We start from the raw sequence: 10,873 nt of genomic DNA, 5'->3' as shown, positions 1-10,873 counted from the left end.
ATTCTGCATCGGATAGCCTGCCAGTACGCCCGTCGTCATCGAGGTCTCGAACCCCTTCGAAATGGCGGGAATAAATTCCTTGGGGATCGAACCGCCAAAGATATCGTTGACGAATTGGAAGTGCTTGCCTTCATTTTCTTTCAGCCATTCCTGGTCCGCCGGTCCGATCGCGAACTGGATATCGGCAAACTTACCACGGCCACCGGTTTGCTTCTTCAGTACCTCCCGGTGTTCGATGGTGTTATGGAATGCTTCCTTATAGGCCACCTGGGGAGCGCCCTGGTTCACTTCGACCTTGAATTCACGACGCATGCGGTCGATGATGATCTCGAGGTGCAACTCACCCATCCCGCGAAGAATGGTCTGACCCGTATCCTCATCGGTGTTGACACGCAGCGTGGGGTCTTCTTCCACCAGCTTCGAGATGGCAATACCCATCTTGTCGACGTCGACCTGTGTCTTCGGCTCGACGGCGATGGCGATCACCGGCTCGGGAATAAACATATTTTCAAGCGTGATCGGATGATCTTCGTCACAAAGCGTGTCCCCGGTCTTGATTTCCTTGAAACCAACCGCCGCCCCGATATCACCGGCTTCGATGAAGTCGATCGGGTTCTGCTTGTTGGCAAACATCTTCATGATCCGGCTGATCCGCTCTTTCTTACCGCTCCGTACATTCAGGACATAGCTGCCGGCATCCAGATGACCGCTATAGCAGCGGAAGAAGGCCAGACGGCCCACAAAGGGGTCGGTCATGATCTTGAAGGCAAGCGCCGCAAAGGGTTCCTTCGCATTGGCCTTACGCGTGATCGTCTCACCCGTATTGGGGTCCGTACCCACCGTATCTTCAATATCCAGCGGAGAAGGCAGATAGCGGCAGACGGCGTCAAGCGCAGTCTGTACACCCTTGTTCTTAAAGGAAGAACCACACATCATCGGGACGATGCTCAGATCGACGCAAGCCTTGCGGATCGCCTCGTGCATTTCCGCTTCCGTGATGCTGTTGGGGTCTTCGAAGAATTTCTCCATCAATGTATCGTCATACTCGGCAACGGCTTCCACCAGTTTCCCTCTCCATTCCAGCGCTTCTTCGATCATGTCATCAGGCACCGGGATCTCGTCGAAGGTCATCCCTTCCGTTTCCATATGCCAGATGATCCCCTTCATTTTGATGAGGTCGACAACGCCCTTGAAATCATCTTCGGCGCCGATCGGCAACTGCAGCGGCACGGCCTTGGCGCCAAGCATTTCGCGAACCTGGTTGACCACCATCAGGAAGTCGGCACCGCTCCGGTCCATCTTGTTGACAAAACCGATCCGGGGAACCTTGTAACGGTTGGCCTGACGCCAAACCGTCTCCGACTGGGGCTCAACGCCGTCAACGGCGGAGAACAGGGCGATCAGCCCGTCCAGGACACGCATGCTACGCTCCACTTCTACGGTGAAGTCCACGTGACCCGGAGTATCGATAATGTTGAAGTAATATTTCTTGGTATTGGCATCCACCTTACCCTTATCGGTAGGGAAGTTCCATTGGCAGCTCACGGCAGCCGAGGTGATCGTGATCCCCCGTTCTTTTTCCTGCTCCATCCAGTCGGTGGTAGCCGCACCATCATGCACTTCCCCGATTTTGTGAATCATCCCCGTGTAGCGCAAGATCCGCTCCGTGGTCGTGGTTTTCCCGGCGTCGATATGAGCCGCAATCCCGAAGTTTCTTTGAAATTTTAAGTCTGCCATATTATTTATTGAAAAGTTGCGCAAAGGTACGTAAAATTCGGGATATGCGCGGATCAAAAATCGCGCATTTTCCCTCATTTCGCTGACGTCTGGCCCTTGGGCCGACGGCCCCCCGGACCGTTTTATTAAACTAAAAAAGAGGCCGTTCAGGCCTCTTTTTATATGTTGTTTCTTATTAATCTATACTTTAAAGTGCGCAAAGGCCTTATTGGCTTCTGCCATCCGGTGCGTGTCTTCTTTCTTCTTGAATGCACCACCCTCACCCTTGCTGGCTGCAACGATCTCCCCGGCAAGCTTTTCAGCCATGCTCCGGCCATTACGCTCGCGGCTGTAACGGATCAGCCATTTCATGCTCAACGAGATCTTCCGGTCCGGGCGAACCTCCGCAGGGATCTGGAAGGTAGCACCACCAATCCGCCGGCTGCGAACCTCGACGGCCGGGGTTACATTCGACAAAGCCCGCTTCCAGATATCATACCCGTCCTCATTGGTCGTCTTAGCAACCTTGTCAAGGGCGTCGTAGAAAATGGTATAGGCGGTGTTCTTCTTACCCTGCCACATGATGTTGTTCACAAAACGGGTCACCAGGATGTCGTTGTACTTTGCATCGGGGGCCAGCGGTATCTTTTTGGGTTGCGTCTTCCTCATTGTTTGACGGAATTATACTTATACTTAGTTTAATAACTTTTTACTTCTTTCCTGCGGGTTTAGCTGCGGCGCCCTTTGCACCCGGCTTGTCCTTCTTCGTCCCGTACTTGCTCCGGCTCTTCTTCCGGTCCTTTACACCGGCCGTATCCAAACTGCCGCGAACGATATGATAACGAACACCCGGAAGGTCCTTTACACGACCGCCACGGATCAGCACGATCGAGTGCTCCTGGAGATTGTGCCCCTCACCCGGGATATATGCGATCACCTCCACCTTGTTCGTCAACCGCACCTTCGCTACCTTACGCAGCGCCGAGTTCGGCTTCTTGGGAGTAGTCGTGTAAACACGGGTGCAAACCCCACGGCGCTGCGGACAGGCATCCAAAGCCCGGGATTTACTCTTTGCACGAATTATCTCTCTTCCTTTTCTAACTAATTGCTGTATCGTAGGCATTCTGGACCTATTTTATTTTGGGATTGCAAAAGTACATTCCCCCGTCTTATAAACCAAATCTTTTTGCTTCTGTGCACCTGGGCCGGCCCGGAAACCCGCAAGCCTCCCACTAAACCGGAAACATCCAACCCCGCGAATCCGCCCGGCGCCCTTCCCGGATATCGGTCAACACCCGCTTCACCGTCGGTGCAACCACCCACTTATCCGTATCGAACTTCATCGTATACTCTTCATAAGCAAGCTCTTTGATCATCGAAATGGTCGCCGCGGTACCCGTCCCGAACACCTCCTTCAACTCCCCCGCCTGGTAGGCCCGGACCACGTCGTCGATATGGATCGGCGCTTCCTCCACCGTATACCCCTCTTCCCGCAACACTTCGATCGCACTGTCCCGGGTCACCCCTTCCAGGATCGTCCCCGCTTCCAGGTCCGGCGTCAACACCTTATCCCCGATGACAAAAAAGACATTCATCGTCCCTATCTCCTGGATATACTTGTGCTCGAACGCATCCGTCCACAACACCTGGTCATACCCCCGCTGCTTGGCCACTGCCGTTGCCAGCATACTGCCGCCATAGTTGCCCGCCGCCTTGGCAAACCCAAAACCGCCCCTGGCCGCCCGGGTAAACTTCTCCTCGACATAGATCCGCATCGGCGCCGAATAGTACGGCCCGGTGGGACTCAACAGGATCATAAACTTATAACTATCGGACGCCTTCACCCCGATAGCCTCCTCCGTCGCAAACATGAACGGCCGGATATAAAGCGAATAATCGCTCTTCATCGGGATCCACTCCTGCTCCAGATCGATCAGCCGCCGCATCCCTTCGATAAAGATCTCCTCCGGTACCGTCGGCATCATCATCCGTTCCGCCGATGTATTGAAGCGGCGGTAATTATCGTACGGCCGGAAAATAAAGGGCTTGCCCTCCCGGTCCTTATAAGCCTTGACACCTTCAAAAATGGACTGCCCATAATGCAACGCCGATAAAGCCGGCGAAAGGCTCAGGTCCTGGTAAGGCCTGATATGCACCTGCTTCCATTCGCCGTCGACATAATCCACTTCCAGCATGTGATCGGTAAAATGTCTCCCAAAAGGCAGATTGTTAAAATCGATCTCGCTAATTTTACTTTTCCCCGTTTTTGTAACTTGGATGTCCAGGGCTGCAATCATACGTAGGTAAATTTTGTATCCACAAAGAAACGAACAATCTTTGTGAGAACAAAATCAAAAACTAACAATTGTTAGTCAACAGGACAGAAGCAATATGAGCTTGAACAACATCGCACTATCAACGCTTATCATCTCCGAATGGTACAGCGACGCCGCGCTGGTCCCACCCGCCGGTTCCACCATTCCGCAATCCGCTGCCCCGCAACCCGCGGCCGCAAACCCGTCCCCCGTCACGCCCCAACCCATCGTCGAAAAGCAATCGCCCGTTCCCCCGCAACCTGTCACCGAACAGTCGTCCCCCGTTCCCCCGCAACCCGCGCCACCACCCGAACCCACCGCCTACAAGATCCTCGGCAACCACCGCCGCAAAGTCACCATCATCGTCGACTCCCCCGCCGCCGCCTTCCTCCCCGACGACCAACTCGGCTTCCTGTCCAAAATACTCGAAGCCTGCCGCATGAACATCGGCGACGTAGCCATCGTCAATCATCATACCGCACCCGTCTCGGTCACGGCCCTGCGCCAGCAACTCCAACCGGCAAGCATCCTCCTGTTCGGCATCGAACCCACCGCCATCCGCCTGCCCATCAACTTCCCGACATTCAAGCTGCAGCCCTATGATCAATGCACCTATCTCTATGCCCCATCCCTCCAGGAAATGGTTGGCAACACCGCCGACGCAAAGCTGCTCAAAAGCAAGCTCTGGGTCTGCCTGAAAACCCTCTTCGACGTATGAGCTCGCCGTTCCCCAAATGGGCAACCGAACCCATCCGCATCGCAGACCCCGACCCCACCTGGCCGGAGAAGGCCCGCCGCCTGCAGCACCAGCTGTCCACACTTGGCATCCCCAATAGCGAACATATCGGCAGCACCGCCGTTCCCGACCTGCCGGCTAAACCCATTATCGATCTGCTGGCCACCATCCCTTCCTTCGACAACATCGAAGCCCTGGTGGAACCCCTCCGGCACGAAGACTGGCACTACGTCCCTCCCGAACTCGACCAACGCCCTTACCGACGCCTTCTCATAAAAGTAGAAAACGAAAAACGCGCAGCCCATCTCCACCTCATGCTCCCGCACAGCGTAGAAAGAGAAGCGGAGATCCTCTTCCGCAATTTGCTCATCCGGAACCAACCCCTGCGCGCCCAATACGCAGCCCTCAAAAAAGGTCTCGCCGCAGAACACGCCGACGACCGCGAAGCCTATACAAACGCAAAAACGCAATTCATAAAAAACGCCCTCGCCATGGCTGCCAAACCCCGCATCATCTTCGCCACCAACAACCAGCATAAAGTGATCGAGATCCAGTCCGCCATCGGCGACAAACTGGAGGTCATCTCTCTCAAAGCCGCCGGCATCGACATCGATATCCCCGAGCCGCACGATACCCTCGAAGCAAACGCGACGGAAAAATCTTCCACGATCCATAAACTCACCAACGACAACTGCTTCAGCGAAGACACCGGCCTCGAAGTAATGGCCCTCGGCGGCGAACCCGGCGTCCTCTCCGCCCGCTATGCCGGCGAAACCCGGTCTTTCGAAGAGAACATCAAAAAATTACTGACAGGCCTCGGCGATAACCCCGATCGGCGCGCCCGTTTCCGAACCGTTATCAGTCTCAACTACAATAACACCGAACATCTCTTCGAAGGCATCTGCGAAGGCCGCATCCTTCCCGCCCCCGACGGCGACGATGGCTTTGGCTACGATCCCATCTTTGTCCCCGAAGGCGATACCCGCTCCTTTGGCCGGATGACCCTGGAAGAAAAGAACAGGTACAGCCACCGCCGTAAAGCCGCCGACCAACTGGTGGCATTCCTTCAAACCCAAATATGATTGCATATGCCAAGGATCAAATTAACCCTGCCGGAACATTTTTCCTTCACCACGGAGATCCCGGTCCGCATCACCGATCTTAACTATGGCGGTCATGTCGGCAACGACTCCGTCCTTTCCCTCATTCACGAACTAAGGGTACAATTCCTCCGCCACCACGGCTATCAGGAACTGGACATGGCCGGCGTAGGCCTCATCATGGCCGACGTCACCATCGAATTCAGGGCCGAACTGTTCTATGGCGAAACCCTCCGCGGCTCCATCGCCGCCGCCGAGTTCTCCCGTGTCGGATTCGATCTGTATTACAAGTTGGAAAAATTAGCCAACGACAAATGGGTCTCCGTCAGCTTCGCCCGCACGGGCATGGTATGCTACGACTATAAGGCAAAAAAGATCGCCCCCGTCCCAAAAGAAGTAATGAATAAATTGCTGTCTTAAGTAAGCCGCAGCTCCGTCAACCGCCCGCGCCTACTTCGTAGGCTCCTGCCAGATCCTCCAGCTCTCCTCCGCCTGCAGGAGCAGCATCGCATGTCCATTCTCCACCACCGCTCCCCGCTCCTCTCCCTTCTTCAGGAACAACGTCCTGGCCGGATTATATACCAGGTCGAATAAATAGTGCTTCGGCCCGATCGCCGCATAAGGAAGCGCCGGATACTCCTCCACATTGGGATACATCCCCAACGGCGTGGTATTCACCACCAGCGTATATGCGCCCATCATCGCCGCATCGATATCCTCGTAGCCAAGATCATTCGTACCTTCCCGCGGCCTCCGCGTCACCAGGCGATAGGCGATCCCCAGGTTCCCCAACACATACTCCACCGCCTTGGCCGCCCCCCCCGTCCCCAAGACCAGCGCCTGCCGGTGATGCTTCCCCAGCTTCGGCAGCAACGCTTTTTCGAAGCCGACCACATCGGTGTTATACCCCACACGCCGGCCTCCATCGATCTTGATGCAATTACAGGCTCCAATGGCTTCCACCACGGGCCCACGCCCATCCAGAAACGAAAGCACCTGCTCTTTATAAGGAATAGTGACATTGAGCCCGCAAAGCTCGGCATCCGCCAGCACGGCCGGCAACTCGTCGATAGATGGTATTGGAAAATTCAGGTAGGCGCAATCCACGATCCCCTCCCGCACGAACTTTTCCGTAAAATACCGCTGTGAAAATGAATGCGTCAGCGGAAAACCGATCAACCCGTACCGTCTCATCGCGCGTTGTCTTTATCCAAAAACATATGAAAAGTATCTCCCCGTAGTCCGACGCGCATCGCTTCCATCGCGATCACTTCGGTAGGTGCTATATTGCCAAGGTTGACATTACAACCGATCAGCTCGATAAAATAAAGCTGTTGCGCCTTCTGCGGTGCCTCCCACAGGATCTTTTCCGCCGGTATCTGCGTCAGTATCTCCTGAACAAGACCTTCCCGCACCTCGCCGCTGCCGCGATAGATCCCCACATTACCCGCCTCCCGCGCTTCGGCGATCACATAAGAAGCGCCGGCGCTAAGCTCAGCCGACATCAGCTCGATCCATTTATAAGGCGGAATGATATGAGCCGCATCCTTGCTGCCTACCTCGCTGAACACGGTACCATACTTGGTCAGCTTCTCGATATATCCGCACTTCTCGGCATGCGGGATCGTAATGCTGCCATCGCTCACCTCCATATGGGTGATGCCATAGTCCTTGCAGACGGCTATATAATCTTCGAATTGCCCCCGGATCAGAAAAGCCTCGAAAAGCGTACCGCCAAAATAGACGGGAAGCCCGGCGGATTGGTACACCTCGATCTTCTCCCGAAGATTTGGCGTCACGAAAGAGGTTCCGAAGCCCAACTTGACGACATCCACATGGGGATGAGAAACACTCAAAAAATTCCTTGCCTCATCGATACTCAACCCTTTGTCCATTACCATCGTGATCCCGGCCTGCCGTGGCTTCTCCAGCCGCTCCGGCATCTGCGTAAGTTTGAAATTCATCCTATAGTTTTATTGAGTCCATAAATCCAGGAAACCAGCCACGGCCCCCGTTGCTTACTTCGCAAACCCTCCCGTCATTGCTCACTTCGCAAATACTTCGGATTGCGGCAAAAAATTGCATAAAAATAATTTTTCGCCGCAATACCAAAATGTCTGTACTCTCGGTCGGACCTCGCGTACGAACCGGGCTCCGCTCGGTTCCCAACCGCGGCAAAAATAGGAAACTTATGGCCTCTCAGAAAGATTTATTCTTCTTATACCGCGCGATGATATCCACCACGGGCTGATACTGAAGGATCACGGGATTCAACTCCAGCAATTTTTTTAGCAGCTTCGGCGCCTTCGCCATCGCATTCTCCAGCTGCAAAAGTCCCTCCCGGCTGCGGCCAAGGGCAAAGTATACGGCAGAAAGATAAAAGACAAATAAAGGTTTTCCCCCCGTGATCCGGATAGCCGACTCCACCTGCTCGAGCGCTTCCTCGAAATACTCGGCATTGTACAAACAACGGATCAGCGCCTCCCAGCTCGAAATATTCCGCGGCCGGATACGCACTACATTGGAGAAATATTGAATAGCCTCTTTAAACTCTCCCAACTGCATCTTGCACTCACCCATGGCCAGATTATATTCGGGCTGCATGGTGTGGATCCGCATGGCCGCTTCCAGCTGTTTTACCGCCTGCCCCCATTGCTCCTCGTTGATATAGGTACAGGCTAGCTTGTAATACAGCTTGCTGTCGTCGGGATTGAGATGCGAGGCCTTCCGGTAATAGAACCGGGCCTGCGCATAGTTGTCCAGCTTGTCATAACAATGCCCGATCGCCTCATAGATCACATCCTCCGGCCGCGACAACTCCAACACTTTCTCCAGCGACTCGATCGCGTCCCGGTACTTCCGCAGCCGGATATAGGCATCACCCATATTCCGGTAAGCATAATCGAATTTCTCATCTATCGCCAACGCATACTTATAAGCGTCAACAGCCTTCTCATACAGCTTCAGCCCCTGGAAAGCCGCAGCCAGGTTGAACCAGGCTAATTCATTATAGGGCTTCTCATCGATGATTTGCTGATGCAGCCGGATACTCTCTTCGTTGCGCCCCGTAAAATCGGTCCAGAAACAGATCTTGTACAACGCTTCCTCATTGGAAGGGTCCTGCTCCAGGATCAGCTTCAGACAATCGAATATCTTATCAAACTCCTCATAATCGTCATACACATCCGCAAGCTCGAAAAGCAGTTCCACCCGCTCATCGCCCTCGAAATGCAACAACGCGCTCTCCAGCAGGGCCGCAGCCTTCTGCGGCTGATCCAGCGCCAGATAAGCGTCCGTCTTAAGAATGTAAAGATTGATATCGCTGCCATCCAACAACTCCACCTGCTCGAGAATGGCAAGGGCTTCAAAATACCGGCGGGTGGCGATCATCAGGTCTGCTTTCTTCACCAGCAAGGCCGAGGAATATGGATACTGCTCGATACCTAATTCCACCGCCTCGATCGCCTGCGTCAGATCCTCCGTGTCATCAAAATAGTCGATTATCCTTTCGAATGCCTCCTCTTCCAAAAAGGAATGCTGCCGTCCGTTTTTCAAATCCGAATACTGCTTCAACAATTCCTTCATTTCTTCTCGGTCCTGATGGTATGGATTCTCTTGCATGTGTTAAAGGTTATCGTAAGTTACAGCATAAATGCCTACTCCCGGAAAAATTTATTTCTTATCAAATGTCAATAGAATTCGCTTACAAAAACCCCACTCCGCGAGGATAAAAACAGGCCTCCTGGGGCAACCATCCCTGCCCATTTAACGTATCTTTATAAGAAGAAAATTTACTAACCTGTAACTAAATCGCCTTCAGCCCGTTAAAGGTTTACTAAATTTTGTGATAAGCGGTTAAAAAATACCCAATTTTTTTTACTATATTTGTGTCAGGATGCTTAAACCGATTACTATAGAATGGAGAAAATTGACGCGCAAATTGCTCGTCAGCGCCATCATGGTTACAGTGGTCGGTTTGGCCTTTGCCAGTAAAGGCGGCGGCGGTGACAAGAAGTCCAACACCACTACCACCCTGAAGACAAACTTCACCCCCATCCGCACGACCACCGGTTTCACCCTCAAAGCAGGTCCCTCTTTCAGCGGAAGCGTCCTCTTGAGCACCGAAAAGAAGGCCAACTATGTGTCTTTCAACACGTTAATCACCTACGAAAAGGGCAATAGCATGTATATCATGCCCTATCGCTACAAGATCAACAACTCCCTCTTCCTGCAGCACAATACCGGCAACAGCAGCCTCCAGTTACTGGACCTGCATATCAACATGAGCAGCCATAAATAGGCGGAGTTTTTCCCAGTCGCAAATTATCCCCCCACATTCATCTTCTTGCTCTCGTCATAGTTCATCTCGCGGTATCCGCCGCTTGGAATATCGAACTTGGACGCCGGCACCGGATTCAGACTCATTTTGGAAAAACGGTAGGAGATCTTCACATTCCCATTGGTCAGCTCGTACTCCAACGGCAACCCCTCAAGCGTGGTAAAGATCGGGTCGTAGGACTTGTTTTCCGGGAGGAGCTCCCGGGTATAGAAAACAGTCACCGTAGCCCCGGCCGAGGTCTGCCCCGTAGCCTTGACACAGTTATATCCCGCAATGATCTTGGTTTCTTTGGTGTTGGTAAAATGGATCCCCTCATACATCCGGTTCCGGTCCGTCCAGTTGTCCGGGTTCATCCGGATAAGCAGCTTCTGCCCACTTACTTCCTTGAGGATCACCCCAAAACCGGTATTTCCGTCAAAAATAGAGGTGGAAGAAAAGAGCTGATTGGTCATCTCGCTCCGGCTCTTGTTGCCCTTTATATAGAGGGTATGGTAGGCATTCCCAACCCCCTCCAGCTTATTCCCCCCCTCGATGGTGACGGCATAGTCATACACCAGGGTCAGTTCGGAGATCCTCTTCTGGGCCCTCGCTGGCTGGAAAAGGAAGCATAGGAATAACAGAAATAAAGGGTTACGACAGATATTAAACATCCATTAAAAATAAGAAA

Annotated in this window: 12 protein-coding genes; 4 read left to right on the top strand and 8 right to left on the bottom strand. The window is 53.3% G+C overall.

Annotation, left to right across the window (positions count from 1 at the left end; all coding sequences use genetic code 11):
* From fusA to VGM48_RS10210, 4 genes are all read right to left on the bottom strand, one after another.
* On the bottom strand, positions 1-1,737 hold a 1,737-nt coding region (fusA, locus tag VGM48_RS10225), incomplete at its 3' end, for an elongation factor G (protein ID WP_331578679.1).
* A gap of 180 nt (positions 1,738-1,917) precedes the next feature.
* Positions 1,918-2,385 (bottom strand): 30S ribosomal protein S7, encoded by a 468-nt coding sequence (rpsG, locus tag VGM48_RS10220; protein WP_331578677.1) that lies wholly within the window; start codon positions 2,383-2,385, stop codon positions 1,918-1,920.
* Between the two features lie 40 nt (positions 2,386-2,425).
* Positions 2,426-2,839 carry a 30S ribosomal protein S12 gene (rpsL, locus tag VGM48_RS10215; RefSeq protein WP_331578675.1) on the bottom strand — a complete coding sequence of 138 codons (414 nt, stop codon included), beginning with the start codon at positions 2,837-2,839 and terminating at the stop codon, positions 2,426-2,428.
* Positions 2,840-2,948: 109 nt separating this feature from the next.
* Complete coding sequence (locus VGM48_RS10210) at positions 2,949-4,013, bottom strand: branched-chain amino acid aminotransferase (protein WP_331578673.1); 1,065 nt, start codon at positions 4,011-4,013, stop codon at positions 2,949-2,951.
* A 94-nt stretch (positions 4,014-4,107) separates the two neighbouring features.
* Between VGM48_RS10210 and VGM48_RS10205 the strand changes: the two genes are divergently transcribed.
* From VGM48_RS10205 to VGM48_RS10195, 3 genes are read left to right on the top strand one after another with little or no spacing between them, the layout of a single operon-like run.
* A complete protein-coding gene (locus VGM48_RS10205; protein WP_331578671.1) occupies positions 4,108-4,749 on the top strand; it encodes a hypothetical protein in 642 nt (213 codons plus the stop codon).
* Positions 4,746-5,849, top strand: a complete 1,104-nt coding sequence (rdgB, locus tag VGM48_RS10200; RefSeq protein ID WP_331578669.1) for an RdgB/HAM1 family non-canonical purine NTP pyrophosphatase — start codon at positions 4,746-4,748, stop codon at positions 5,847-5,849. Before VGM48_RS10205 ends, rdgB begins: the two co-directional genes overlap by 4 nt.
* Positions 5,850-5,855: 6 nt before the next feature.
* Complete coding sequence (locus VGM48_RS10195) at positions 5,856-6,287, top strand: thioesterase family protein (RefSeq protein ID WP_331578667.1); 432 nt, start codon at positions 5,856-5,858, stop codon at positions 6,285-6,287.
* Positions 6,288-6,317: 30 nt separating this feature from the next.
* On the opposite strand, the gene aroE is transcribed toward VGM48_RS10195, so the two are convergent.
* The 3 genes from aroE to VGM48_RS10180 form a co-directional block, all read right to left on the bottom strand.
* Complete coding sequence (aroE, locus tag VGM48_RS10190) at positions 6,318-7,061, bottom strand: shikimate dehydrogenase (RefSeq protein WP_331578665.1); 744 nt, start codon at positions 7,059-7,061, stop codon at positions 6,318-6,320.
* Entirely contained in the window at positions 7,058-7,831 is a 774-nt protein-coding gene (locus VGM48_RS10185) for a phosphosulfolactate synthase (protein ID WP_331578663.1), read from the bottom strand. Before VGM48_RS10185 ends, aroE begins: the two co-directional genes overlap by 4 nt.
* Before the next feature lie 235 nt (positions 7,832-8,066).
* Entirely contained in the window at positions 8,067-9,488 is a 1,422-nt protein-coding gene (locus VGM48_RS10180) for a tetratricopeptide repeat protein (protein ID WP_331578661.1), read from the bottom strand.
* 274 nt (positions 9,489-9,762) lie between these two features.
* Here VGM48_RS10180 and VGM48_RS10175 point away from each other — a divergent pair, with 274 nt between their 5' ends.
* Positions 9,763-10,167, top strand: coding sequence for a hypothetical protein (locus VGM48_RS10175; protein ID WP_331578659.1), 405 nt, complete (start codon positions 9,763-9,765; stop codon positions 10,165-10,167).
* A 23-nt stretch (positions 10,168-10,190) separates the two neighbouring features.
* Here VGM48_RS10175 and VGM48_RS10170 read toward each other — a convergent pair whose 3' ends face one another.
* The gene (locus VGM48_RS10170) at positions 10,191-10,856 is read right to left on the bottom strand and encodes a hypothetical protein (RefSeq protein ID WP_331578657.1); all 666 of its coding nucleotides are present in this window, start codon (positions 10,854-10,856) and stop codon (positions 10,191-10,193) included.
* Between the last annotated feature and the right edge of the window lie 17 nt (positions 10,857-10,873).

This window comes from Puia sp., from assembly GCF_036500295.1.
Taxonomy (GTDB): domain Bacteria; phylum Bacteroidota; class Bacteroidia; order Chitinophagales; family Chitinophagaceae; genus Puia.
This window is presented reverse-complemented; position numbering and strand designations above follow the sequence as displayed.

What these genes read in the sequence shown, in the direction of transcription:
- rpsG (WP_331578677.1), bottom strand. Translation starts at nt 2,385, where the DNA reads ATGAGGAAGACGCAACCCAAAAAGATACCGCTGGCCCCCGATGCAAAG.
- rpsL (WP_331578675.1), bottom strand. Translation starts at nt 2,839, where the DNA reads ATGCCTACGATACAGCAATTAGTTAGAAAAGGAAGAGAGATAATTCGT.
- VGM48_RS10210 (WP_331578673.1), bottom strand. Translation starts at nt 4,013, where the DNA reads ATGATTGCAGCCCTGGACATCCAAGTTACAAAAACGGGGAAAAGTAAA.
- VGM48_RS10205 (WP_331578671.1), top strand. Translation starts at nt 4,108, where the DNA reads ATGAGCTTGAACAACATCGCACTATCAACGCTTATCATCTCCGAATGG.
- rdgB (WP_331578669.1), top strand. Translation starts at nt 4,746, where the DNA reads ATGAGCTCGCCGTTCCCCAAATGGGCAACCGAACCCATCCGCATCGCA.
- VGM48_RS10195 (WP_331578667.1), top strand. Translation starts at nt 5,856, where the DNA reads ATGCCAAGGATCAAATTAACCCTGCCGGAACATTTTTCCTTCACCACG.
- aroE (WP_331578665.1), bottom strand. Translation starts at nt 7,061, where the DNA reads ATGAGACGGTACGGGTTGATCGGTTTTCCGCTGACGCATTCATTTTCA.
- VGM48_RS10185 (WP_331578663.1), bottom strand. Translation starts at nt 7,831, where the DNA reads ATGAATTTCAAACTTACGCAGATGCCGGAGCGGCTGGAGAAGCCACGG.
- VGM48_RS10180 (WP_331578661.1), bottom strand. Translation starts at nt 9,488, where the DNA reads ATGCAAGAGAATCCATACCATCAGGACCGAGAAGAAATGAAGGAATTG.
- VGM48_RS10175 (WP_331578659.1), top strand. Translation starts at nt 9,763, where the DNA reads ATGCTTAAACCGATTACTATAGAATGGAGAAAATTGACGCGCAAATTG.
- VGM48_RS10170 (WP_331578657.1), bottom strand. Translation starts at nt 10,856, where the DNA reads ATGTTTAATATCTGTCGTAACCCTTTATTTCTGTTATTCCTATGCTTC.